Source organism: Kovacikia sp. CALU 1929 (assembly GCF_056784235.1).
In genome coordinates, this window is sequence record NZ_JBXBCF010000097.1 from 125,282 (window position 1) to 151,592 (window position 26,311).

Sequence of the window (26,311 nt, forward strand, 5' to 3'; positions counted from 1 at the left end):
TGGAACGAGAGGGATGGATGATGGGAACGTGCGGTCACTCGTATGTTTCCGCTTATTTCAGTGCCATTGATCTGTAAGAACTCGGCTAGCAAGACAGAGCCTCTAAATGGGCAGACTGTCAAACAGGGATAAAAGCGTGAGGAACGGTGACCACTAGGAGGAATTAATCTCCTTCTAGTGGTCGTTGTGCAGGATGCCAGAAATAATTACCCAGTGGTGATGCTGGGGGTAATGGGCGACTGGATTCCCTCACCCTGTCTCCATTTCCCTCACCCCCTGTCTCCTGACAATGGATAAAATGCTGTCCCCTGACTGTATCAATCTCTACCGAACTGAATTTAGTAGATCCGCTAAGGTCACTTCAAGCTGAAATTCAGTGATCTGAACCATTTTATATTTCATGCGCTTAGAACAGTTACAAGCGTTTCTGGCTGTAGCAGAGACCGGGAGTTTTCAGCAGGCTGCTCAACGGTGTGGCGTAACCCAATCTGCGATTAGCCGCCAGATTCAAGGCTTGGAGGCTGATCTGGGCGTGACGTTGTTTCACCGGGCAAACCAGGCAAAGCTAACCATTGCGGGCGATCGCCTGCTGCCCCGTGCCAGGAAGATGTGTCAGGAGTGGCAAAATGCTGTCCAGGATCTGGCTGATCTGGTTGCAGGCAAGCAGCCAGAACTCTGTGTAGCGGCGATTCATTCCCTCTGCGCCTATTACCTGCCGCCGATTCTGCAACGCTTCTGCCAGGAGTATCCAGATGTACAATTGCGGGTAACCGCATTGGGCAGTGATCGCGCCCTCAAAGTATTGAAAGATGGTTTGGTGGACCTGGCGATCGTCATGAATAATCGCTTCCTCACAACAAATGCTGAGATGGTGGTCGAAGTGCTGTATGATGAGCCGATTAAAGTGCTGGTGGCGGTTAATCATCCCCTGGCAAGCTATGAAGCGGTACCCTGGGAAGAATTGGCAAAGTATCCCCAGGTTGTGTTTAAGGATGGCTATGGGATGCAGCGGATTGTGCAGGAACAGTTTGAACGCAGAGGTGCGACCCTCCGGGCTGTTCTAGAACTTAACACCCCCGATGCATTTCGTGGGGTAGTTCGGCAGGGAGAGTTGGTTGCCCTACTGCCTGAAACCGCATTGGTAGAAGCGTATACCGACCCTACCCTGGCGGTACGTTCTATCTTCGCTGGGGTCGATAGTCGGACTGGGGGTGGCACGTTTGCAGACCCGCCACTCACCCGTCAGGTTGTGATGGTAACGACCCGCGATCGCCTGAAAATCCCTCCCATTCAGCATTTTTATCAACTGGTTTCTGAGTTATTGCCACCTCAGGTCAATCATTCACCCCTGTCTACTGCCAATGGGGACGCTCGAATTTAGACTTTAGACGTTGGATGATTGGCTGATTCAACGTCTGTTATCCCATGTCTCAATTTTTCAACTTCAGGAAACTGTCATGAGCCACGCCTTCAGAGAATTACTCCGCAAAGTGGGAAGCGGTCCGCACACTGGAGAAAATCTGAACCGCGAAGAAGCTGCCGCTGCCACCCGAATGATGCTACTTCAGGAGGCAACCCCGGCTCAGATTGGGGCATTTATGATTGCCCACCGAATCCGGCGACCCACTGGGGAAGAGCTGGCGGGAATGCTGGATGCTTATGATGAACTGGGACCTACGTTACAACCCATTTCCACTGACCAACCCGTTACCGTATTTGGCATTCCCTACGATGGGCGATCGCGCACCGCTCCGGTGGCTCCTTTAGTTGCCCTGATCCTGGCGACGGCTGGTTGTCCGGTGATCCTGCATGGGGGAGATCGGATGCCGACTAAGGAAGGGGAGCCTCTAATCAATTTTTGGCAGGGCTTGGGAATAGACTGGACCCAGCTTCCGCTAGCGAAAGTTCAGCATGTGCTGGAAACCACTGGTATTGGCTTTCTCTATTTACCGCTTCACTTTCCCCTGGCACACGGGCTTGTGCCCTACCGCGAGCAAATTGGCAAGCGCCCCCCCTTTGCCACGATGGAACTGATGTGGTGTCCTTATGCGGGAAAAGCTCATGTGGTTTCCGGGTTTGTCCATCCACCCACGGAGGCAATGTTTCAAGATGCCTTCGCACGCCGGGGAATTTCCCATTTCACAACCGTTAAAGGCTTAGAAGGCAGTTGCGATCTACCGAGGGAGCGCACTGCCATTATTGGTTTGAACCAGCCAGAAACCGGCTTTGAGCGGCTACACCTGCACCCCCGTGACTATGGGTTTGAAGGCAAAAATTTTCCCCTGGACTCCTCGATGCAGGTTGTCCAAGCAATGCAGGCAGTGCTTCAAGGAAACCCATCCGATTTAACTGACACCGCTCTCTGGAGTAGCAGTTTTTACCTTTGGCGTTGTGGCATCTGTTCTTCGATGGAATCAGCAATCATAGAGGCAAAGACCCGATTGAGCAATGGACAGGTGATGCAAAAGCTGCGGCAATTGCAAGCAGCGATCGCCCCCCTGCAACTGATACGGTAAAGGAAACATCCCGTATCCCCACAAAACCAATGCCTGACTTTGGACTGACCCACGTGGCGCTACCTGTCACCAACCTGGATGCCAGCATTGCTTTTTACAAAAAGTACGCTCATATGAGTGTTGTTCACTACCGGGTAGACCATCCTGGTATTGCCGTTGCCTGGATGACCGACCTCACCCGTCCTTTTGTAATCGTTCTTCTGCAACAGCCAGATGTCAAACACCCCCTGCGATCGCCTGCCCATTTGGGTGTCGCTTGCAAAACCCGCGAGGAGGTCGATATTCTCTGCCAGGAAGCCAGCACAGAAGGTTGCCTGGAACAAGGACCCGAAGACTTCGGTCCCCCTGTTGGCTACTGGGCATTTCTGCGAGACCCAGATGGACACATTTTGGAACTGAGTTATGGTCAGGTCGTGGCTTTTACTGTTGAGCAGGCACAGGAGGGGTAGGAAGGAAGTAGAGGGGAGGGGGCGCAGAGGGGAGTTGTTAGTTGTTAGTGAGGGGTCATTGGTCATTGGTCATTGGTCACTTTAAACTCTTAGCTTTCATCCTTCATCCTTCATCCGTAACTACTGCCACTGCCTCCCTATTCTGTATCACAGCGAATTTCAATCAAAAAGCCATCTGGATCGTAGAAATAAATCCCGCGCCCTGTGGGGCGAGTGACGGGTCCGTGGTCAATCATGACCTGGTTTTGATGAAGTATCTCCACTGCCTGGTCAAATAGGGCAGGAGCAATGTCAAATGCCAGGTGGTTCGCACGGGTGAACTGTTGATGGGGGTTTGCAGCCGGGGGATTCAGTTCTGGTTCCCAAAACAGGTCAATGACAGTACCGTCTGGTGTGACAAAATTGCACACTTTTCCTGCTGACACCAGATCCTTGAGCGTAGCAGGCACTTCATCCCCTGTTAATTCATGCAGTCCCAATATTCCACCGTAGAAATGGCGGGAAGCCTGCATATCTTTCACGTTGAATGCAATATGATGCACTCGTCGCAGAGTACCCTGGGTAAGGCAGTTGGTTGACTGAGGAATCGCTAACATAGAGCCGTTTTTCCAAATAGGTAGAACAAAGTACTGGGCAAGGGGGTGAGGAGTGAGGAGTTGTTAGTTGGGGAAAAAGTTACAGAGGTTGTCTGCCTCCAATGACTAATGACCAATGACTTTCTACCACCAGTACCTTCAACATTTACCGCATCTATCCAGGAGTGAACAATTTCTCATGCAAATAGGGCATTCTATGAAAGCCTTTTTCGTTTGGGTGCTTCCGCGAATCTAATGTCGGCTAAAATTGCCGAAATACAAACAGCAGGAGTTGCTGATGCATAGGCAATCTTTTATCGGGGGGATTACTGTGTTATCAAATTATGGCAAACAAGCCAGTGCTAGTTTCAAGGTCGCTGCCATTGCGGCATCGTTTGCCCTGGTGCCAGCCGCAGCAGTAGCCATGGTGGTTGAGGATCAGGTTTTTTGTTACTCCGATCGCCCCTGTATTGAGTCTGTGGTCTCGGATACCCGCTTGATTCAGTTAAGCTGGCGGGGAGGTGAACACTATGACTTCTATAACGTTCAGTGGTACCGACCAGGGGTTGATCCTGTCGAGACCCACCGGATGTTAGAGGGAGGCAACCGGGGTAGTCTGGCGTTAACCAAAATTTTGCCCAGCACTCAGTACGTCATCAAAGTCCAGGGGTGTAATACTCAGTTAATTGGTGGTCCTACCTGCACTGCCTGGGAAATGCAGGAAGTGGTGACTCAGAATTTTGAGATTGAGGAGCCTGTCGAGGAAGTGCCAATGGATGAACAACCGCTCGATGCTGTTCCTGCCCCTGCTCCCGGTGTCTCTGCTCCCCGTGCAAAGCCTGACGCTCCCTCAATTGTTGTCCCTACAACGGAAGTGCCCGCTTCGGAAATTCGTTGATGAGTCTGGTCACGGCTTCAAGCTTGGGCAGAGTCTTCTGCATCCAGAGTAAAGCCCAAGACTATGGGGGTTCTCTTCAATAGGGTCTGAAACGCCCAGTTGGGCACCCGATCGCCCCACCCACCGCAGTTTGCTCCAGCACATAATATCGGATGTGAGGGGGTGGTAGGCGGAGGGGGAAGGGGCATAGATTTTTTTGACAATTTAGATTAAGTCAGTAGCTTATGCTACAGAAAAAATCTTATATTTATAAATGGAAAACGAAAAACTGTTTTTACTCTATTTATTCAGATCCTGCTATGGCTAACGTACTTCACGCCCCTCAATTTCTTGCCCAGCACCAGGTAAATATGATGACTTCTCTGGCTCATCGTCTGGAGGTCGCCAGAGCTACCAATAATTTTCAGCTTGTCGAATTACTAGAGCGAGAGCGGCAGCAAATTTCAGCCGGTACCTCTCACATAAGCCCTTTATGGAATGGTGATCGACTAAAGGACTTTGTTCAAAGCATTATTAAAGCGATCGCTCATCGCTCAGAGTTACAGGTGCAGCAATTTATCAATGGCAGCGATCGCTGGTGGTATGCCTTTGACCCCCAAACGGGCAACAGTGTCTATGCCGACTCAGAAGCAGAACTGCGGCTGTGGATCAGGGACAACTATCGGGGGAGGTAGTTGAGAGTTGAGGGTTGAGAGTTGAGGGTTGAGAGGGATGGCTAATTGGTAAATCGGTTGTTAATGGTCATTCGTCCTTTGTCGCTTGTGGATGCTACGACCAATGACCAATGACCAATGACCATTATTTACCAACCTTCGCTCCATAGAAATTTCAGCCTAAACCGCGACAGCTTCTAAACTATAGAAAGGTCAGATCCCGTTCAGTCAGCAAAAAGGGGTATTGCCTTGGACCTTAGAAGCCGTGTTCTTTTTTTCATCGTTCTACTGGCAGCAAATTCTGCCAGTGGTCAAGCTGTCGTTGCTCAGACTGCTTCGTCGCCGATCATCGCTCAAGCCGCTTCATCTCAAGAGCGACAGGAGTTGGATCAGTTGCGGACGGAGGTTCAGGTTCAGCAGCAGGCTCAGGCTGAGGCAAACCGTGCTCTGAACCAGACAGCCATGCTATTTAACATTTTGCTGGCAGTTCTGGTGCTGCTGCTGGGAGGGGCGGTTTATGGTCTGTGGCGCATTCGTCAGGCAGTCATTCGTGAGATTTCCAACAATGTGAAGGCGCGGTTGGATGAGGTTGCAGATCTGGAAGGGCAAGTTCAACGCGCTGGTAAGGAAATTGAAGCGATTCTTCGGCAGGCGGATGATTTTGCCGATGATTTATATCAGGAAGCCGATGACTTTCAGGCAGATCTCAAGAGCCAACAGGAGCGGCTTGTTAGCCTGGTGACAGAACTTACCCAACTGAAGGAACAGCGGGTGGCGGAACTGGAGTCTTACCTGCAACATTCCCAACAGCGGTTGCAGGAGCTAGGAGAAAATTTTACCACCAACCTGTCTGAGTTGCAGGGTGGGGCGCGATCGCAACAGTCTGCTACCCTACAAACGCTTAAAAGTGTTGAAACCGAATTGGCGGCTCAATTAACCCAGTTTCAGTTAGAGATCCAGGGACGCAAAGAGCAGGTTTTTGAACGGCTTAATACCGTGGAGGCAGAATTTACGCCCCATCTTGCCCAACTTCAGCAACAGGCAGAAACCAGGGCACAGGAGCAGTTCACGTCGATGTTGGCGAACCTGAAAAAGCTAGAAGCGGAATTTATTAGCCAACTGACCGACCTGCGAGCCAGGGCTTATGGACGCAAGGATGAGGTGCTGCTGGACTTAACTCGTCTGGAAACGAGTTTTTCCACCCAATTGAAGCAACTTCACTCTGGGGCACACCTTCAGCGCGATCAACTGCTCAATTATTTGCAACAGGTCAAAGCGGAGGTGTCTACGCAACTGGCTCAGTTGCAGGCAGAAGCTCAATCGCAGCGCACCAGCATCCGCCAAACGATTGACGCGCTAAATGCGGAGGCAACTGCCCAGATGGGTGAGTTACAGGCGATCGCCCAACCCCAAAAGGATGCCCTGCGACAGACATTGGCACGGTTAGAGGCAGACTTTACGGCGCAACTAGCGGAACTCCAGTCGAGTGCTCAGACCCGTAGCCGTCAAGCCTATGCGTCGCTGGAGAAAGCGGAGGCGGATATTACAGCTCAATTGGCTCAACTCCAATCCAGCAATCAGACCCGTAGCGGTCAGGCATATGCGTCGCTGGAGAAAGCGGAGGCGGATATTACAGCCCAATTGGCTGATTTGAAAGCATCGCTCCAAAGACAGCGGGGAGAGATCCGGCAGGAGATGGAGTCGTTAGAGGCGGTCTTTGGCGATCGCCTGTCTACTTTGCAGTCCAGTGCAGAAGAGCAGAAGCAGCAAACGCTGACGAATTTGCGCAAGCTGGAAGGAGATCTGGCGGCTCGGTTAGCTGCGATTGAGACTAACGCTCAAGCTCGCAAGGATGCCATTTTGCGAAAACTGGCGATCGTTTCGCCTCAATTTGTTGCCGATTCCTTCGTTGCCGATGCTCAAACAAAAATTCATGTTCTGGGGGCAAACCTGAAACTGTTGAAGGCAAACCATCCCGAACTGTTTCTGGATGCCAGGGACATGATTCAGCAGGGGCATACCCTGCGGTCTGAGGGACGGTTTGAAGCGGCGATCGCTCAATACGACAAAGCCCTCGAAATTGAACCGGAAAATCCCTCGGTCTGGTTTAATCGAGGCTTGGCACTGGAAGAGTTAAAGCGGCATGAGGAGGCGATCTCATCCTTTGACAAAACCCTGGAATTCAGACCAGATGACGTGGAAGCCTGGTTGAATCGGGGCAATGTGCTGAAAACCATGCAGCGCTACGATGGGGCTGCTGCCGCCTATGATCGGGTGACTCAGATTCAACCTTCCCATGCCATTGCCTGGTTTAACCGGGGACTAATCCTGGCACGGCAGAAACGGTTTAATGAAGCGGTCAAGTGCTATGACAAAGCGGTTGAAGTCCAACCTGATTTTCACCAGGCGTGGTGCGATCGCGGCGTTGCTCTGGGCTATTTGCAGCGGGCAGAAGATGCCTTCAAGTCCTTTGATAAAGCGACCCAGGTGAAGCCGGATGATGGAGTTGCCTGGTTTAATAAGGCACTGGCACTCCAGGAACTGGAGCGGTTTGAGGAAGCGGTTGAGTCCTTTGACCAGGCATTAAAGCTCAATCCGACTTCATTTAAAGCGTGGGATAAGCGAGGATATAATTTAGTTCAGTTGGGGCGTGACGAAGCGGCGATCGCCAGCTTTGACAAAGCGATAGAAATCAACCCCGATCACGCCAGTGCTTATTACAATAAAGCCATCTGCTATGCTCTCCAACGCCAACCTGAACTTGCATTAGAGAGTTTACGGAAAGCCATTCAACTCAACCCGAAATACCGTCAAGAAGCTGCCACAGACATTGATTTTGACGAGATTGCCCGCGATCGCCGCTTCCGAAAATTGATTGGCGACCAGGGCGATCGGCTCAATCCCCTGGTACAGGAAGCCCGCATTGTGAGTTAGCGGGCTGTATCATTCTCCACGGTGAGAATCTACAACTTCTACTACTACGACATCGTAGAGGCAAAGGTCTATAAGAACTGCGCGATCGCATCAATGCCTTCGCAACCGTGATCTACCGATCGCAGGCGTACCCTGTGATTGTAACCATAAGCTGTCCGATTCGGACAGCTTATGGTTACAATCACAGAACCCTTTATTGATCGTGCTTTTAGTTAATGCGGATGAAAGGACTTGAACCTTCACGTCCGAAGACACTAGAACCTAAATCTAGCGCGTCTGCCAATTCCGCCACATCCGCATGTCTGGCGTAACTATGATAGCAAAGCCAGGGGAGAAAGTTTTGAGTTGTGAATTTTGAGGGATGAAATTAGTCATTTCAATTCAAAATCCCCAACTCCTCAACTCACCCCTTGATGCCTCCAAACACGGCTAGCTCATACCATTTGAAGTAGCAATCTACCTGCTGAAAGCCGAGCGCCCGCAGCCATTCACACTGAACATCAACGGGAGCCAGGATATTGGCTTTTTTATCTTCTCGGTAGACAAATTTTTCAGCTACGGCTTCCCGTGAATCAGTTCCCCCTTGAGCAAGGTGCCATGCATAGAGCGCATCGACCAGAGACTCATTAAATAACGCTTCGACCCACGGTGTAGCTGATGCCACATGTTCAATATTCAGGAAACAGCCACCCGGGTTGAGCAAGTGATAAATCTCGCGGTAGAGTTCCTGTTTGCGGCGATCGGGTAGATGGTGAATGCAGTAGCCTGAGAGGATGACATCAAAGGGTTCTAGCTCTTTTTGCCAGTCAGACGTGTAAAGGTCTGCCTGGATCAAGGTAACCCGTTCATTAAACGATCGCAGGCGTTGTTTTGCCTGGTTCAGCATTGGCTCAGAGAAGTCAAGGGCAGTCACCTGGGCTTCTGGATAGCGGGTTAGAACGGTCTGGGCGATCGCCCCATCCCCGCATCCCAGGTCTGCAACGCGCTTAATCCTGAGACTGCTACGATCAACGACTTGCAGCGCGATGTTGATCTGGTCTGCGGCAAAGGGAATCGCCGCCCGAACGCCTAAAAAACTTTCAACCAGTGCTTTATCCTGCCAAACAGTATCGGTTCTCATGGGGCAGGATTCCTAATTCAAGCTATCTAAGATGAGGGGAAGCAAGAGTCCGTTGGTGGTTAGTCCCAGTAACATGGGTTCGGTTGGGTAAATGGGTTTACCAGTGAGGGCGCAGCGTTCTTGCTGCTGGGCGGTGGCGGCGATCGTGGCGCGAATCTCGCTTCTGGTGACCTGGGGGGTAAAATTTCCCGCTTTCTGCTGCACATAGTTCCAGAGAATATCTCGAATTAATGCCTGGTAGCCCTGATTGCCGGATAGTTCTTTGAGCCGCTCCTTCAATTCCCGCTCCAGACGAATGCTGGTGACTTCCATTTCGGTGGTGGATGTACGGCTGAGTGTATGCATGATGATCCTCCAGGATTCTATCGATAGGTTTGTAATACAAGTGTAGTATATGAATCGCTGGATTCAACCCTTTCATTGCCGTTCTAGCCAGTGGGTTTTAGCGGCTAAAAGAGCGGTGGCTCCCTGAACCGGGACAGGTCTTGAGAAGAAATAGCCCTGCCCATACTCACAATGCATGGTTTGGAGCCGTGCCAGTTGGGCAGCGGTTTCTACTCCTTCAGCTACCACATTCATACTGAGGCTGTGCGCCAAGCCCACAATGGTCTGGACGATCGCCGCATCATCCCCGGCATCATCCATCCGGCTAACAAAGGAGCGATCGATTTTCAAGGTATCCACCGGAAAGCGGTAGAGATAGCTGAGGGATGAGTAACCTGTGCCAAAGTCATCAATGCTGACCTGGAGGTTGAGGGCTTTGAGGCGGGCAAGCATGGCGATCGCGGATTCAACATCCTGCATGGCAACGCTTTCGGTAATTTCCAGTTTCAGGCTGTGACCATCCAGCTTCGTGTTTTCTAGAGTTTCCTCAATAAACTCAACCAGATTGGGCTGGGTGAACTGTTGCCCAGACAGATTCACGCTCATCATCAGCGGTAAGTCAGTTTCAAATTCTGTTTGCCACTGTTTAATTTGCTGACACGCAGTTTGAATCACCCACTGCCCCAAGGGGGCAATCAACCCGGTTTCTTCCGCTACCGGAATGAACTCTGCCGGAGAGATGAAGCCATTTTGGGGATGCTGCCACCGCACTAAAGCCTCAAACCCAGCAGTTTGCCCCGTTTGCAGCGATACGATCGGTTGATAGTGGAGTTGAAATTCTTGTTGCTCAATTGCCCGTCGCAGATCCGTTTCTAACTGCAAGCGACGCACAATCTGAATCCGCATTCCGGTCGCAAACACCTCCTGCCGTGCCTTGCCCAGGGCTTTTGCCTGATACATGGCAGTGTGGGCATCCCGCAGCAAATCATCTGGTTGGTGCCCTGGTTCACTCTGGCTAAAGGCAATGCCGACACTGACACTGGTAAAAATTTCCTGGGTTTGAATCCAGAATGGCAATGCCATTTCCTGTTGCAGTTGACTGGCAAGGAAGGTTGCCTGCTCTAGATGGCTGATGTCTTTGAGCAGGACTGCAAATTCATCGCCGCCTACCCGTGCCAGGATATCGGCAGGACGCAGGCAGCTTTTGAGGCGATGACTGGTGGTGATCAGGAGGCGATCGCCAATGTCGTGCCCTAAATTGTCATTCACGACTTTGAACCGATCTAGATCGAGAAAAAGCACTGCAAATTGGCGTGCATCGGACTGGTTAGGGCTGGAAATGGTGGGTTTGGTAGCCCGCATGAAGTGGTTCAGGCGCTTTAAGAATAATGCCCGATTGGGTAAGCCCGTCAGCGGATCGTGGAAAGTGTCATATACAACCCGGTAGGCAACGGCGGCTGCCCCTGCAATCACCATTGCCAGCGATGGAGCAACCACTGGCACCCATCCCGCCTGAATAAACATGCCAAAACTGAGGCACCACAAAACAACCAGCGCGGCTCCCGTCGCGGTGCCCAGCACCAGCCAATGACGGACGCGCCAACCCAGGAGACTTCCTACGGCTGCCCAGCCAACAATCCAGGCAATTTCCAGCCATTCTGCCCAGAACCAGAAGAGGGGCTGTCCATCCACAACCGCACTCAACACCTGGCTGACCATTTGGGCATGAACCATCACTCCCGGCATCTGGCGATTACCCTCTTTCCCAGAGCTATAGGGGGTGTAGTGCAGATCCTTCACACTGGGAGCCGTTGCCCCAATCAAGATAATTTTGTCCTGGATCCAACTGGGGTCAACGTCTCCATTCAAAACCTCTTGTAGCGTCACCTGCCGCACGGCATCCGTTGCCCCTCGGTAGTCCAGCAAAACCTGATAGCCGCTTGTGTCTGCGGTGTCATAGCCACCTGCTGTAGACCACAATTTTGGAAAAACTGTCTGCCCCAGTTGAAATTCCTGTTGCGTAGTCAGTTGAGAACGAATTCCCTTGTCCTGCAAATAAACCAGAGCCAATTGGAGCGCAAACGAAGGATAGATATCAGTCCCATCCCCTGCAAACATGAGATTACGGCGAACAACGCCATCGGGGTCAGAGACCAGGTCACTGAAACCGACTCGCTGCATAGGCAAGCCAGGTGGTGGGGGAATATGTTCTTCGGCGGTGTTGCCCAGGTAACTGATAGCAATCACATTCGGACGTTGAAGCTGAACTTTTAATAAGTCATGCCCCGGCGCGATCGCAATATCGCGAAAAATATCCAGCCCAATCACCCGGGGCTTGTGCTGTTGCAAATTTGCCAGGGCAGTTGCAATCACTTCGTCGGGGAGAGGCCAGTGGTTTTGTGTCCGAATATCCGTTTCGCCGATGCCTACTACCAGAAGACGAGGGTCTAAGCGTTGAGCCGGTTTCATCTGCATCATCTGGTCAAAAAACGTCAGTTCAGCAGGCTGCAACCCGCCAAAGTGACGCGCACTCAAAACCAGACCCGATGCGGTCAAGCTGGTAGCCAGAATGACTTTTAACTCAGCAGAAACCAGCAGCCCCATGCCACGATGACACCATTGCTTCAGGTGCTGCAAAATTTTGGAAGCTGAAAGGGGGCTTGTTCTTTTTTTTTCAGCGGACGGTACACCCATTGCAGCACTAAGGCATCAAGGCACGTTAACAAAATACCCGGTAAAGCTTACAGCTAAGGGTTTGGGATATCCCAGTTACGTTGTCAACGTTACTTTACTTTGGCTAAAGAATCCTCACACCCCTATCAATTTTTACACCAAATTCAAAATGGGGGTGTCAGGGGTGAGGAATAGAGGGGCAGGGAGGGGAGGGAGGGGAGGGAGGAAAGTTTTGAATTTTGAGTCGTGAGTGATGAGTTTGGAAATCTTCACCCTTCATGAATTAACCCATTACCAAACCGCACTCTCAACTCTTCACTCTCAACTCTTCACTCTCCCCTCTCTACATTCTTTTGCTTGAAAGCTTCGGATTGTAACAGATTGAGTATACTGTTAGGGCTTTTTTGAACAGGGTGGTGCTGAATAGCAGTACGAATTGGAACGAAGGTTCAATTCATACAACTTGTAATTCATACCCAAAATCAGCAACGCCCTTGTTTGAACAGAGAGCTGTGGTAGGCAGGCAAGCAGAGTGAATGACGGCGGTCCTGCAACGATCAGGGCGGCAGGTCAATTCCGGGGTGTGGTTGCAAGGCTCTCGCGAATTCATCTGGTGCATCTGGAATCGTTGACATGTTCTATTTCCCTCCCCTTCCCCCTAATTCTCCGACAGTTTTTATTTCTCCTGAACGTGAAGCGGATCGAAACCCTTCGGTTGCGACGATTGCAGTTGCCCCTGGGCAGTCTGTAACGATTGAGCCGCTGGGCGAATCCCCCTCTCCCTATCTTGCTCAGGCGATTGTGCCTGCAACAGATGGCGTGGGGACGCAGGTCATCCCTCAAGGCGATCGCTACGATATTACGGGCGGGCAGCTTTCAGGTAATGGTGCCAACCTGTTTCACAGTTTCAGTCGATTTGGCTTGAGCCAGGGGCAGATTGCCAACTTTTTGTCCAATTCTCAAATTCTCAATATTCTGACCCGAATCACGGGGGGAGAAGCTTCCCTGATTAATGGCAGAATTCAGGTCACAGGCGGTAATGCCAATTTGTTTTTGATTAACCCGGCAGGGATCGTGTTTGGTCCCGCTGCCAGTTTGAATGTGGCGGGATCGTTTCTGGCAACGACGGCGAATCGGGTGGGGTTTGGGTGTGGAGTATCGGGCGGGGAGTGTACCGGATGGTTTAGTGCAACGGGGACGAATGACTACCCTGCTTTGGTTGCAACTCCTGCTGCCTTTGCCTTTACCGTGCCGCAGGTGGGAGCCATTGCCAATCTCGGTAATCTGGCTGTGGGGGAGGGGCAAGCGCTTACCCTGCTGGGTGGGACGGTTCTGAATGCGGGTACCCTCTCTGCTCGGGAGGGACAAATTACAGTGGCATCGGTGCCAGGAACTTCCCTGGTGCGTCTGAGCCAGCCAGGTAGCCTGTTGAGTCTGGAGATTGAACCGATCGCCAACCCGCAACCGGAAGCCAGTGCCCAACCGCCAGTTTCCCTTGCCGAACTACTCACCGGGGGCAGTCAACCTGGCGCAACGGAAGTCCAGGTGAACAACCAGGGTGAAATTGTACTCACCCATTCAGGGGCAGCGGTGGATGTCCGTCCCGGTACCACGATTGTGAGTGGCGCGGTGGATGTGTCTGGGCGGCAGGGGGGGAGTGTAACGGTGGTGGGCGATCGCGTCGGGTTAGTGGACGCAACGGTGCAGGCATCCGGTAGCGCAGGCGGCGGCACCGTTCTGATTGGTGGTGACTTCCAGGGTAATGGCACCATACCCAATGCTTCCCGCACCTACATCAGCCCCGACTCTACCATCCATGCCGATGCCCTCAATGCTGGTAATGGTGGCAGAGTCATTGTCTGGGCAGATCAGACCACCGAGTTCTACGGCAACATTACCGCCCGCGGAGCCATTCCTCCTCTCTCCTCTCCCCTCTCCCCTCTCCCCTCCCACGGCGGCTTCTCTGAAGTCTCTGGCAAACAAACCCTGATCTTCCGTGGCATGGTTGATCTGAGTGCCCCTGGTGGCACTCCTGGCATCCTCCTGCTGGACCCGGTGGATATCAACATTGTTGGAGGAGCGGGGGGCGCTCAGGATGGGGCGTTGCCTACGATTCTGGCAGGTGATGCCCCAGCAACCTTTACCATTTCGCAAACGGCACTGCAAAGTCAGGCGGGCACGGTCGTTTTGCAGGCGACCAATAACATTACGATCGCCCCCGGTGTCTCACTTAATTTTGTCCCCGGTGGACCGATCAGCTTCATTGCCGATGCGGATAACAGCGGGGTTGGTTCATTTATCATGGACCCCACCCAGACGATTCAGGCATCTTCCCGTAACCTGACCATTTCGGGAGCTAACCTGACTCTGGGCACCCTGGATACGAGCAGTATTGCTGCCGGTACCAGCACGGGGGGAAGTATTACTCTCTCTGCCTCGAATAACGTCTCGGTGGGTAATATTGCCACGTCTGCCTCGGCAACGCCGCCCGGTGTGCCAGTAGCGACCGCAGGTAATGTTGCGATTAATGCCAGTAGCATTACGGCGCAGTCGATTACCACCTTTGCGATCGCTCCCGCAGCAGCGGGTTCCAGCGCAACGGGGGGCAGTGTGAACCTGACGGCAACCAATGGCAATATTAGCTTCAGTGACATCAACACCACTGCCAGCACTGCCCTCACCAGCATTGGTGGCAACGTCAGTTTGACTGCAAATGGTGTGATCCAGGGAACGACGGCAGGCACCACCATTAACACCGCCAGTTCTACGCAGTCAGGCAGTGTGGCAATTCAGCATGATGGTGGACCGACGAACCAGCCTTTTACAGTGGGTAGCCCTTCCACGAACGGGACGGCCGGAGCGATCGATGCGGGGGGTGCTTCCGTCATTACCACAAATAACTTTCCAGTTCTGCCCACGGGAGGCAGTGTGGTGGTGGGAGCCACACCCAACACGATTACAATTACCTCCGTCAACCAACCGCCAACGCTGACAGTGGTTTCCACCCTGACTGGGGCAACGGAGGGGCAACCGTTTACGTTTACCTATGCCGACCTGGCTCCCGCGATCGCCGATGCCAACCAGGACCAAACCAGCCTGCTTATCTCTGCCATCAACAATGGCACCTTATTCGTCAATGGCGTTGAGGCAATTCCAGGTGTCACACCCCTTGCTGCCGGTGATACGCTCCTCTATCTTGCGCCTTCTACTGCCACCGGGCTATTAACTGCCTTTACGCTGGTTGCTTCAGATGGCGTTTCATCCTCGACTGCCGCTCCAGTCACCATTAATATCCAGCCCATCCCAGTTACACAAGAGCCAGGGAATGGCTCGCCAGGAAACGGATCACCAGGAAATGGGTCGCCAGGAAATGGGTCGCCAGGAAATGACATTCCCCCAACTGTGGGAAGGTTTGACGTATTGGAACAGCCCGTACGATCGCCCCTGCCCTCCAATGCTTTAGCGTTGACCAGCCTCCCCTGTCGCTCTGGCGATATTGGAGTCGCTTCGCTGGATAACCAGTATGCACAGGAGTTTGAGGAATTTCTGGGGAAACGGGTGGGTGCTTTCAGAACCCAGGTTTTGGAGATTTGTAATGTCTTTAATCAGGTGCAGACTGCGACCGGGGTAAAGCCAGCCATTATCTATGTCAGCTTTGTGCCAGACTCGATTCAATCACCCGCTCCCCAGGCAAAGTCTTTGTCTGAACTGCCTGCGATCGCTCAACTGCAACAATCCCCGGCAACGCAACCTCAGGATAGCGATCGCCTGGAGCTGATTGCTGTAGTGCCAGACCGACCACCGATTTATCGACGAGTTTCCGGTGCGACCCGTGCAGAGGTGTTGAAAATTGCCCGTCAGTTAACCAATGCCGTCACTGACCCCACCATTCGCGAAACCACAGGCTATCTGGCTCCAGCGCAGCAACTCTACCAGTGGTTAATTCAACCCCTGGAGGCAGACTTGCAGGAAAAGCAGATTGACAATCTCGCATTCATTATGGATGTGGGGTTGCGATCGCTGCCTATCGCGGCTCTCCATGATGGCAAAGGGTTTCTGATCGAGCGCTATAGTGTCGGCTTGATGCCCAGCCTCAGCCTCACCGACACCCGCTACCGGGATCTCAAAAATACCCAGGTATTGGCAATGGGAGCATCCCAGTTTGAAACTCAAAGGGCATTACCAGCAGTCCCCACTGAACTGGCAACCATCTTCAAAAATCAGTGGCAGGGGAATTCTTTTCTAAATGAAAGATTCACCCTGGACAATCTCAGAGCACAGCGGCAGCAACAGCCCTACGGCATTATTCATCTGGCAACCCATGCCGAATTCAAACCTGGCAGTATCGATCAGTCCTATATTCAACTTTGGGATACCCGACTGGGGTTAGATCAAGTCCCCAAACTCGGTTGGAATGACCCACCGGTAGAATTGCTGGTTTTGAGTGCCTGCCGCACTGCCCTGGGCAATGTCGAAGCGGAACTGGGTTTTGCTGGACTTGCTTACCAAACCGGGGTCAGGTCTGCGCTGGCAAGTCTATGGGCAGTGGATGACGAAGGCACGCTTGCCTTTATGGCAGAGTTTTACCGACAACTCAAAACAGCACCCATCAGAGCCGAAGCCGTGCGCCAGACCCAGTTAGCCCTGATTCGCAAGCAGGTACGCCTCGAACGGGGACAGTTGATTACCCCCACAGGCACCATTCCCCTGCCACCCGAATTGCAGGAAGCTGACAAAGATCTGTCCTTTCCCTTCTACTGGGCAGCCTTCACCCTGGTGGGCAATCCCTGGTAGGAGTGACAGGAAAGCTGCCTCTGGTAGTCTTTCTTGTGGAAAATAATTCGGCTTAGACCTCCGAGGTTTTCGGAAACCTCGGAGGTCTGGAGGCTTTGAGTTTGAGCTGTGTCCGCTGCGATCGCCCAGGCACATTTCACCCATCTACCCGGACTGATGATTCAGTTTGTCGATGCTCTGATGCAGGCGGGTCAGCCTCAACGTGCAAAGCATTCAAGAGATTACCAAGGGCATGGTTAACAGCCATTTCAGGAGCTGGTACAAGCGTAAAGTATTAGATTCTGCCACTGAATCCGATCTGAGGGTGGCACTCCGCAAATTCTTCCAGTTCCTTGCCTCCGAAAAGGGCATCACCAATCAAAAGGCATTGGATGCACTGAAGTAGAGTCAAAACTCACTCATGCTTGGGGTTATTTAATCAGGACTGAACAGAAGCAAATAATTCTTGACAGTTCACCAGGCGGTGCTGCATCTAGTTGTATTAACTGGATAGGATTAACACTATGGTTTAGAAGTGGTTCTGATCGCTGGAACAGTTACAGCAGGCGTAATGGCTTGGATACCGAAGTATCCAAACCCAGCAAAATCAAATGAGCAGTAGTTCTGGGAGCTGAGTCGTGCAGATCGCTGTCATGGAGATTGTAGGGTCAGCAAGGTTTAACTTACTCGCTCTAGACGTTCAGCCAACCAGATCTTAACAATCGATTGGCGAGTCACCCCTAACCGTTTAGCTTCCCGATCCAGGGCATCTAGCATCCATTGAGGAAATCGATCGTTATCCCTTTAGATGCATGCCCTGGACGACGTGTTTGATCTAAATCTAGAAATTCTATGACTGTTTCGCCCTGGTCAAATTGGGTATCAAACGTTTCTGCTTTCATAAATCTCTATCTCCTCATCTCGCGCCCGTCTCACAGATATAATACGAATCCTGTCTCCTCGATTTGTTATCACTGCTGACCAATGTTTACTACCCATTTTTCCAATCACCACGATTCTGGGTTCATCCTCGGTTCTTGCAGGAATCTCAACTCGGTCAGGATCGGTCCACAGGTTTTGAGCCTCTAAAAAATCCACTCCATGTTTTTTTTGGTTAGACTGGCTTCTCTTTAGGTCAAACTCAAACTCCATGCCTCTCACAAGCCATCAATGGCTACCCAGCCAAATTCCATTACCATCCATGCTGACCGTAAACGCAGCAAAGACAAGAATTCTACCAACTCAACAAGTCCCTCTGCCTCCTGTCGTTCTGCTGGAGACAACGTCTTCCCCCCCATCCTGACAATCTCACAAAAATTGCAAGCGTGCTTGAACCGCTTGGGGAAGTTGAAATCGAGCTAGTTCAATCGGGATCTCAATTACTTCAGGCATGGAGCATTTCGATCAATGTAAGCTTGTTCTAAATTTAGAGTAGGTGAAAGTGCCTGCGAGATGACTTGAACAAAATGGTAGGTTGGTTTGAGAGACGATCTCCAGATCCCCCGGTGTGTGAAAGGATGATTTAGTCAACCAATATTATGCTCAACAAGACACGGGGATCTTCGCTACCAAGTTACCCATTGCATAGCTCCTAAGAAATTAGATTTTCGATAAGCATAAATACTCATCTAGCAAATTTAATTTCTTTCACTCTGAAGGTGCGCCAGCGCGTGAAATGCTAACAACCAACAACTAACAACTCCTTACCCCACCCTACGGGAACGCCAAAGGCGAACACCTCTCCCCTCTTACCAGTGTGCTGGTCCCCGCCCAAACAGCCAGGTAATTTTCGCCAGCCGATCGCGCACCTCTCCAGCCAACTGGTCATCCTGATAACGCCACTGCCAGTTGCCCTCTGCTGCACCGGGACGGTTCATGCGGGCATCCTTACCCAGTCCCAAAATGTCTTGTAGGGGCGTGATGGCAACATTGGCGATCGAACTCAGCGCCAGCCGAATCAGATCCCACTGAATTCCGTCTGGACTGACCCCACCCAGGTAGCTCAATAGATTCGTCCGTTCATAATCGTTCAGATCGTTCTCAAACCAGCCAACTGTGGTGTTGTTGTCATGGGTGCCGGTGTAAACCACACAGTTACGGCAATAGTTAAACGGCAGAAAGGGATTTGCCGGATCGGAGCCAAACCCAAATTGCAGCACCCGCATACCAGGGAATTCAAAGCGATCGCGCAGTGCCTCCACTTCTGGGGTGATCACCCCCAGATCCTCTGCCATCACAGGCAATTCTCCCAGTTCTTCCCGCAGGGTTTCAAAAAAAGCTTCCCCCGGTGCCTTTACCCATCTGCCTTTGATGGCAGTCGTTTCGCCCCTGGGCACTGCCCAGTAACCCTCAAACCCGCGAAAGTGGTCGATCCGAATGTAATCCATATATTCGCGCAGGACTCGAAACCGCTGAATCCACCAGGCAAACTTAGTCTTTTTCAACCGCCCCCAGTTGTAGATGGGATTGCCCCACAGTTGTCCTGTAGCGCTGAAGTAATCTGGGGGTACGCCTGCCATCATCGCGGGTTCCCCTGTTCTCACATCCAGGGAAAAGTTGGCAGGACGCGCCCAGACATCGGCACTGTCATGCGCCACATAGACAGGAATGTCACCCACGATGTAGATACTGCGAGAATTAGCATACTGCTTTAGCTCAGACCACTGGCGCGCAAATTCATACTGGACAAACTTTTGAAAAAAGACCGCTCCTGGCAGACGGAGCCGAGCTTTTTCCATCGCATCATGGGTTCGCTTTGCCAGGTCCGGTTCCCAGGTATGCCAGCTTGCCCCATTCTGCTCTTCTTTAAGTGCCATAAACAGGGCATAGTCATCCAACCATTCCGCTTTTTCCTGGCAAAACAGATTGAACTCCTGCCGCTGCTCATCGGCAGCCTGGGTCCTGAAGTTTTCACAGGCTTTCTTTAACAACGCCATCTTGTAGGGTTCTACCGAGTCGAAATCGACCCCATCAGCGGGAAATTTGGGCAGATCGGCAAAGTCTTCCTGATGCAGCAGACCGCGATCGCGCAGTAATTCTGGGCTAATCAGTAGAGGATTACCTGCCATCGCGGAATAACACATGTAAGGAGAGTTGCCAAACCCCGTTGGTCCTAGCGGTAAAACCTGCCAGATTTGTTGTCCCGTATCTGCGAGAAAATCAAGAAATCGCCGCGCGCCCGGTCCCAAATCACCAATCCCAAATGGGCTGGGGAAAGAGGTGGGATGTAATAAAACACCGCTGACTCTACAATGAGCCAGTGTCGGTTTAGAGCCAGAAAAATTCATAGTTACCAGATAGGAGTACAGGAGAGCAGGGATGAGCTTGCCGGATACAGACTACAGGGGATAGGGATTCAGAACATATAGATAACAGGTACATAGCAGGCAACTTTTGAAATGCCCGATTTCAAATTACCGTTAAATCATCTGTCAGTCTCGTAGGAATTCAGGCTCAGGTCAAGCGACTGAGGTAGAGAACCACAAAATCATAAGGCTGGCTTAAGGTGTGAGGTTTCTGGTGATCTTTGATACTTCAGAAATTCATAACTCTGAATAGGGGTGTATATTTGTCTAACAAATTCATTGAAATCTATTGTTTCGTGGTACGAAATGAAAGACTCAGTGTCAATATTGGTAGTCTGTGCCTGATTGATGGTGCTGGAATAGCAGTATGAGTTGGAACAAAGTTTCAATTCATACAACTCTCAATTCATACCCAAAATCAGCAACGCCGTGCATGATTGATGGTTAGTTCGTTTGGTATCGCTTGACTGGTTAAACTGGACTGGTTAAATCAATTTCATAAAATCAACGAAACAAATTTAATAACTCCATATATGATGGGTATCGTCGCAAGGCGCTGCGCTTAAGGATTTCTCACCCTGCAGGACTAGAGCTATGAGTGAAGCTGAGAGAGTCAACAACGAACCTGGTTTGCCTGAATCTTCCGATCCAGTTCCTTCTGTTCCTCCCTATATCATGTCTGAGATGTCGGAGGCATCTGAATTGTTTTCCTCCCCAGGTGCCAATGATGAGGAGGGCTGGGAGACGGTTGATTTTCCTGGTGCCTTAAGTGTGGATGCAATTCCCAGGGCGACGGAGTTGGTTTCTCAGGTTGCATCCGAGATTAGCCCCGATACCAGTTCGGAAGTGGTTGCCGCTCTAGCGGCTTTGGGTGAAGCGCCCTTAGATGGAGCCAATTTAACTGCCGACCTGGTGACGGCACAATTGCATCGGTTTCAGCAGGAAAATGGAGAATTGCGCGATCGCCTGGCTCAGTTAGAACAAGATCTGACTCAGCAACAGATTGAATTTCAGCTAGAGGTGGCCCGATCGCTCCATAATGCTGAGGCAATAGTTCCCCAGCCAGTATCCCCTCAGCCAGCAGCATTGGACTCCCAGCTTGGACAAGAACTGACCGTTGCCCAAGAGCGAGTGAACGAGTTGCTCCAGGAATTAGAAATTTCCAAGCAAGTTGCTCAACGTCAGCGCATTTTGGCAGAAACCCTGACAGAGCAGTTAGACAGTAGTCAGGAACGGGTTGCCCAGCTAGAGCGAGACTGTGCCCTTGCCCAACAACGCTATAACGAGCAAGTACAGCAGCTTTTACAAACAGAAAATACCTGCCGCGACCTGCGGATGCGCCTTCATCGCCAGCAGCGGCAAACCCTCCAGTTCAAAGCAGCGCTGGAAAAATGCCTGGAAATGACTCCCGCCCAACGCCAAAGCCAATTTATTCCCAGCCTGACTGAGGGAAATAGTGCCTCTGCTCCGGTCGTTTCGATTCCACCCACTTCGCTGTCCCAGGTTCTAGCACCTAAAAATCAGCCTGTGCGTCCCTGGTCTGCCGCAGCGGAAGCTCAGTCTGAAGCGGATGACACGGGCAGTATGGCTTTGCCAAAACCGCTGTCTAAGCTGTTGCATCCCAATGCGCCGGATGACGGGGATGGGATGGCAGGTTTGGTAGAGGATCCGCAAACCTCAGAGAACTGGGTCAGTCAGATTTTTCATGATACTTCGGCAACTGAGCCGTATCAGCCCGTCGATGGGCAACCATCAAATACTATTTTTGACTTAACTCCATTTCTTGACGATCAAAGCCTCGGATCTGAGATGTCCCTGGGTGAGACGACGGTAGAGGAGGTCGCTTCCAGCAGTCAGGTGTCTCAGCAGGGGGACAGTCAATTGTTGCAAATGCTGGCGGCGGTTCCGTTGGATTCAGACGAACTGGGTAGCCCTCTAGAAGCTTTTTCTTGGGGTCAGCCTGCCGATGTTGAAGATGGTCTGTGGGATGACCTGGCGAAATTGATTGAGCCTCCCGCGATCGCAGAGAAGGATGCCGCTTCAGTCCCGTCCCCCCTATCCGTCGAAAGTGGCTCAGGTGTGTCAGCCGCCGAGGGTGAAACAGGGGTAACTGTAAACGCCCCTTCGCCAGTTCCCTTGGCTGAGGCTGATCAAGCAACCGCTGGTAGCGAGCATAAGCCGCTGGAATTGGTCAACTGGGCTGCCCGTTCTGGCACGCCTCGGAGCAATCGACGTTCTGTTGGAGTGGCACCAAATCAGGTAGACGCGGAAGTGAAGGCTTCGCCAGTGGCGATCGGCGCTGACAGTTTACCTGAATCAGCTAATCCTGCCAAAAACCAGGAGATGCTTTCAGGTGCCTGGCCCTCTCCCGTCGTTTATCCTCTGCGTCCATCCAGAAAACTGAAGTCTCTAGCAGCAGTTGATCTACCGTCTTTTCCCAAAGCACGATAGGACACAGGTAGGAGAGCTTTAGGCAACCTTCCTGACTGAACTGCACAGAACGAAAAAGCTTTAGATCCCCGAAATCTCCAAGATTCCGGGGATTTTAGTTTTAAACCCCTCTCCACAAAACCAAAAGTTTGCAAGTTAAGGACTAAACACTTTTCCGCCTTCTCCTTCTGTAGCCAACTGAAGCTGGTAGACCGGCTTTTGTAAAGATATGTAACTTTATGCACAATCCCTGTTGTTGAGTCAGACAAATCCTCAACGGTTCAAGCGCCACCTTTGGGGGTGAATGGGAGCCGTTAGTTGCATTTGCCCAATTTCACTATCTGACTCTAGTAAAGGCAGGTTAAAGCATGTTTGCCCCTAACAAACTATCGAATTCCGTTAATGCTTTTAATGACTACTCCCCTGATGCTGTTCCCTTAAGCTCCAGAGTGAAACCTGGAGCTTTGTTGGGTTTAAGTACTCCTCTGCAAGAGGGGGCTAAGGTTTCCCGGTCGAGCGCTCCGCCTCCGGATGGCGGATTTGACTTTGGAACCCTTTCTTCCTCTGCCATTTCAACCAGCATCCTAGACTCTTCGCTGCTGTTTCCGATCTTTTCGGATAACTACATGTTCTGGGCGAACAACCTGGGCACCCTGGATGGCACACGCACAGCAGTCAATTTTGTTGGTAGTAGCGATACTCAGGATTATTTTCGGTTTTATCTCGATTCCACCAGTCGGCTTAACCTCTCACTAACAGGGCTGACGGCTGACGCAGATGTCCAATTATTCGACGGCGATGGTAACTTGATTACCGGTTCCTATCGGGGTGGCACCAACCACGAAGCCATTAACCGGGCATCTCTATCAACCGGAACCTATTATGTTCGCGTCTATCAGTACAGTGGTGACACTAACTACACTCTTAATGTTTCTGCTCTTTCTACCAGTAATTTGTTGCCGATAGAAACGAATTTTGGCACCCTGACTTCAGGGGTTGCCAGCAATTCCAGCGGTTTTATCAGCACCAGCAACACAGCAGATGTCTATCGGTTTAATTTAAGCGCTAACAGCAACTTGAACCTGGCACTGAATGGTTTGAGTGCTGATGCCGATCTACGAATCATTCGAGATGCCAACAATAATGGTGTGGTGGATACGGGCGAAGAGATCTTCCGGTCATCCAATGGCGGCAATATTGCAGAATCAATCAATCTCCAGGGGTTGGGGGTGGGTACCTACTTTGCCCAGGTCTATCAATGGTCTGGTACAACTGCCAGCACCAGCTATAACCTGAGCCTGACTGCAACTGCGGGCTTAGGTGTGGCAACGGAGCCAAATGACACCCTGGGTGGAGCTTACAACATCGGCACCCTCAATGGCAGCCGTGGCTTTTCCGGCTGGGTCAGCGGTAGTGCTGGACTGTTCCATGATCCCAATGACTATTACCGCTTCAATTTGGGAACGGAGAGTAACTTCAGTCTTTCACTGACTGGCTTGAGTGCGGATGCTGATGTGCAACTGATTCGTGACTCTAATTTCAATGGTGTCGTGGATCCGGGTGAAGTGATTGCCCGTTCAACCTGGGGTGGTTCTGCTTCTAAATCGATTTCCTTGAGCGGCTTAACGAGCGGCAGTTATTTTGTCCGGGTTTATTCTTTCGGCTCCGCCTCCACGCTCTACACGCTGAACCTGTCTGGAACTCCCGTAAATCGTTTTGCGGGCTTTAGCGTTGCTGATGCGGCTGGCGATAGTTCTGCCCAGCAAGTTTTTGAGGATGGGGCACTGCGGTTTAACTATAATTTTGCAGGCACCGCTTCGCTTGCCAATGTGCGCTTAGAAGCCCTCAGCGGTAGCAGCATCATTAACTTAGGCACCTGGCATGGTTCTAGCCTCACCAATGGACTCGTGAACCTGGCGAACTTCTCCAGTATTACGGCTGGGGATTACCAGATTCGGGCGATCGCCCAAACTACCGGAGGTACTGAATTTATTTCAGCCACCCAAGCTATCCAGATCGTTCCCTGGGCAAGATTTAACGGTACCTTTGCGGCGGATACATTGAATTACTCGGCGGCTAGCGGGACGGGGGCTGTCTACCTGGGACGCGGTGGTACGGATACCCTTAACCTGGGAATTGCCCGCTCCAGTGTTGCCAGCGTTAACGGACTCAGTCTCACCTCCTTCAATCCGTTGACCAACTCCACCTGGAACCAGGCATTCTTTGGCGGTACCAGCTTCGATTACCTCTCCCTCACCGATGGGCAGGAAATCTACTTCCAGGGGATTGAAAACCTCCGCTTCAACGATGGTTCGACCCTGGAACTGCAAGTCCGCCCCAATGACACTTCCTATGGGCAGCAGTGGAACTTGCATGTCTCGGATGTCAGCAGCGCATGGCGCTTTAGTCGCGGCTCCAGCAATGTCTTGTTGGTTTCCCTCGATACGGGTATCCTAACCGCCGCCGGAGTGACTGGTGGTGGTGGCATCCATGACATTTCCACTGCCCGGTTGATTACTGATTCCACCGACGATGACAATTACAGTCCCACCTCCGGTTCCTATGCTCATGGGCACAAGGCAATCAGTGTCATGTCTTCCACCGCGAACAATGGTTCGGGAGTGGCTGGAATTAACTGGAACAGCAATGTGTACGTGACCGATGTGTATAACGGGGTTTCCTTGCAGACCGCTATCAGCGATGCGATCGCCTATGCCCGTGCCCGGAATCAGCGAGTCGTGTTCCAGGGTGGCATTCAGGGTGAGGGTTGGCTCAACAGTGGCGGCACCCAGGCGCAACTGGAGCAATTAATTCGGGACAACTCAGACATTGCCATCTTCGCGATCGCTGCCGGTAACGGGGGACCTGGAGGTAACTTGAGTGACCCGAACTACCTGACCAGTGTCAGCGGGGTTGCCAAACTGCAAACCACTCACGGAAACGTGATCTCAGTCGGTGCCTTGGCACGTACCAGCAGCAACACGGTTAATGGGTTGACCAATGCTACTGCCGTAGATCTGGCAAGCTACTCCAATCGCGGTTCCAACCTGACGATGGTTGCTGCCACCAACTCTCCGGCATTGGATAAGTTTGGCAATGTCACTACCTTCGGTGGGACTTCCGCTGCCAACCCCAACATGGCAGGCATCGCTTCTCTGGTCTGGAGTGTCAACGGCAACCTGGATGGCAACGAACTGCGTCGAGTCTTAACCGAAACCGCTATGGATCTGGGAACTGCTGGTCGAGATAACACCTTTGGTCAGGGTTTGGTCAACGCCGATGCCGCCGTGCGCCGCGCCCACGCCCTTGGTCGCCACTACGACTTAGCTAACCTCTACTCCGGTGCGTCTCTGTTTACGTAAGGTGTAAGGGGAAAGGTGTGAGGTGCGAGGTGCGAGGGGCGAGGTAAACAAGTTGCTGGTTGTTAGTTTTTAGTTTTTAGTTGTTAGAAGCTCAAGCTAACAACCAACAACTAATCCCCATTCCCTCACCCACCCTTAACTCAAAACTCTCAACTCAAAACTCTCAACTCAAAACTCTCAACTCAAAACTCCTCCCCTTCCTTCCCTTTCGGGAACCAATTATGTGGAATTCCATTCAATATCTGATGTCACTCCTTGCACTCGTGTTCGCCCCCCTTCTCAGCCAAACGGAGCCTAAA

At 51.7% G+C, this 26,311-nt stretch carries 17 protein-coding genes, 1 tRNA gene and 1 pseudogene; 11 read left to right on the plus strand and 8 right to left on the minus strand.

What is annotated here, in order from left to right; all coding sequences use genetic code 11:
• The first annotated feature begins 400 nt into the window (after positions 1-400).
• The 3 genes from AC1S52_RS27310 to AC1S52_RS27320 all read left to right on the plus strand — a co-directional run bounded on the left by AC1S52_RS27310 (position 401) and on the right by AC1S52_RS27320 (position 2,965).
• Positions 401-1,381: a LysR family transcriptional regulator gene (locus AC1S52_RS27310; RefSeq protein ID WP_482032200.1), complete on the plus strand. Its 981-nt coding sequence runs from the start codon at positions 401-403 to the stop codon at positions 1,379-1,381.
• A gap of 76 nt (positions 1,382-1,457) precedes the next feature.
• The gene (locus tag AC1S52_RS27315) at positions 1,458-2,516 is read left to right on the plus strand and encodes an anthranilate phosphoribosyltransferase family protein (protein WP_482032201.1); all 1,059 of its coding nucleotides are present in this window, start codon (positions 1,458-1,460) and stop codon (positions 2,514-2,516) included.
• 29 nt (positions 2,517-2,545) lie between these two features.
• On the plus strand, positions 2,546-2,965 hold the full coding sequence (locus tag AC1S52_RS27320) for a VOC family protein (protein WP_482032202.1): 420 nt from the start codon (positions 2,546-2,548) through the stop codon (positions 2,963-2,965).
• A 137-nt stretch (positions 2,966-3,102) separates the two neighbouring features.
• Here the strand turns inward: AC1S52_RS27320 and AC1S52_RS27325 are convergent, their stop codons facing one another.
• The gene (locus AC1S52_RS27325) at positions 3,103-3,561 is read right to left on the minus strand and encodes a VOC family protein (protein ID WP_482032203.1); all 459 of its coding nucleotides are present in this window, start codon (positions 3,559-3,561) and stop codon (positions 3,103-3,105) included.
• Positions 3,562-3,838: 277 nt separating this feature from the next.
• Here AC1S52_RS27325 and AC1S52_RS27330 point away from each other — a divergent pair, with 277 nt between their 5' ends.
• The 3 genes from AC1S52_RS27330 (at position 3,839) to AC1S52_RS27340 (ending at position 8,025) form a co-directional block, all read left to right on the plus strand.
• On the plus strand, positions 3,839-4,438 hold the full coding sequence (locus tag AC1S52_RS27330) for a fibronectin type III domain-containing protein (protein ID WP_482032204.1): 600 nt from the start codon (positions 3,839-3,841) through the stop codon (positions 4,436-4,438).
• A 299-nt stretch (positions 4,439-4,737) separates the two neighbouring features.
• Entirely contained in the window at positions 4,738-5,112 is a 375-nt protein-coding gene (locus tag AC1S52_RS27335; protein ID WP_482032205.1) for a hypothetical protein, read from the plus strand.
• 228 nt (positions 5,113-5,340) lie between these two features.
• A complete protein-coding gene (locus tag AC1S52_RS27340; RefSeq protein WP_482032206.1) occupies positions 5,341-8,025 on the plus strand; it encodes a tetratricopeptide repeat protein in 2,685 nt (894 codons plus the stop codon).
• A 216-nt stretch (positions 8,026-8,241) separates the two neighbouring features.
• Here AC1S52_RS27340 and AC1S52_RS27345 read toward each other — a convergent pair.
• From AC1S52_RS27345 to AC1S52_RS27360, 4 genes are all read right to left on the minus strand, one after another.
• Positions 8,242-8,323, minus strand: a tRNA-Leu gene (locus tag AC1S52_RS27345).
• A gap of 105 nt (positions 8,324-8,428) precedes the next feature.
• Positions 8,429-9,145 (minus strand): class I SAM-dependent methyltransferase, encoded by a 717-nt coding sequence (locus AC1S52_RS27350; RefSeq protein WP_482032207.1) that lies wholly within the window; start codon positions 9,143-9,145, stop codon positions 8,429-8,431.
• A 12-nt stretch (positions 9,146-9,157) separates the two neighbouring features.
• On the minus strand, positions 9,158-9,490 hold the full coding sequence (locus AC1S52_RS27355; protein ID WP_482032208.1) for a ribbon-helix-helix domain-containing protein: 333 nt from the start codon (positions 9,488-9,490) through the stop codon (positions 9,158-9,160).
• 72 nt (positions 9,491-9,562) lie between these two features.
• Positions 9,563-12,163 carry an EAL domain-containing protein gene (locus AC1S52_RS27360; protein WP_482032209.1) on the minus strand — a complete coding sequence of 867 codons (2,601 nt, stop codon included), beginning with the start codon at positions 12,161-12,163 and terminating at the stop codon, positions 9,563-9,565.
• 612 nt (positions 12,164-12,775) lie between these two features.
• Between AC1S52_RS27360 and AC1S52_RS27365 the strand changes: the two genes are divergently transcribed.
• From AC1S52_RS27365 to AC1S52_RS27375, 3 genes are all read left to right on the plus strand, one after another.
• Positions 12,776-16,936 carry a CHAT domain-containing protein gene (locus AC1S52_RS27365; protein ID WP_482032210.1) on the plus strand — a complete coding sequence of 1,387 codons (4,161 nt, stop codon included), beginning with the start codon at positions 12,776-12,778 and terminating at the stop codon, positions 16,934-16,936.
• A gap of 108 nt (positions 16,937-17,044) precedes the next feature.
• The gene (locus AC1S52_RS27370) at positions 17,045-17,176 is read left to right on the plus strand and encodes a hypothetical protein (protein ID WP_482032211.1); all 132 of its coding nucleotides are present in this window, start codon (positions 17,045-17,047) and stop codon (positions 17,174-17,176) included.
• Positions 17,169-17,321, plus strand: coding sequence for a hypothetical protein (locus AC1S52_RS27375; protein WP_482032212.1), 153 nt, complete (start codon positions 17,169-17,171; stop codon positions 17,319-17,321). Before AC1S52_RS27370 ends, AC1S52_RS27375 begins: the two co-directional genes overlap by 8 nt.
• 272 nt (positions 17,322-17,593) lie before the next feature.
• On the opposite strand, the pseudogene AC1S52_RS27380 reads toward AC1S52_RS27375, so the two are convergent.
• From AC1S52_RS27380 to malQ, 3 genes and pseudogenes are all read right to left on the minus strand, one after another.
• Positions 17,594-17,695: pseudogene (locus AC1S52_RS27380) on the minus strand (hypothetical protein); the annotation flags it as partial.
• A gap of 102 nt (positions 17,696-17,797) precedes the next feature.
• Positions 17,798-18,067: a BrnT family toxin gene (locus AC1S52_RS27385; RefSeq protein ID WP_482032213.1), complete on the minus strand. Its 270-nt coding sequence runs from the start codon at positions 18,065-18,067 to the stop codon at positions 17,798-17,800.
• 596 nt (positions 18,068-18,663) lie between these two features.
• Positions 18,664-20,202, minus strand: coding sequence for a 4-alpha-glucanotransferase (gene malQ / locus AC1S52_RS27390; RefSeq protein ID WP_482032214.1), 1,539 nt, complete (start codon positions 20,200-20,202; stop codon positions 18,664-18,666).
• A gap of 612 nt (positions 20,203-20,814) precedes the next feature.
• On the opposite strand from malQ, the gene AC1S52_RS27395 reads away from it, so the two are divergent.
• Both AC1S52_RS27395 and AC1S52_RS27400 read left to right on the plus strand, forming a co-directional pair.
• Entirely contained in the window at positions 20,815-22,671 is a 1,857-nt protein-coding gene (locus AC1S52_RS27395) for a hypothetical protein (protein WP_482032215.1), read from the plus strand.
• A gap of 347 nt (positions 22,672-23,018) precedes the next feature.
• Complete coding sequence (locus tag AC1S52_RS27400) at positions 23,019-26,012, plus strand: pre-peptidase C-terminal domain-containing protein (protein WP_482032216.1); 2,994 nt, start codon at positions 23,019-23,021, stop codon at positions 26,010-26,012.
• Positions 26,013-26,311: the final 299 nt, after the last annotated feature.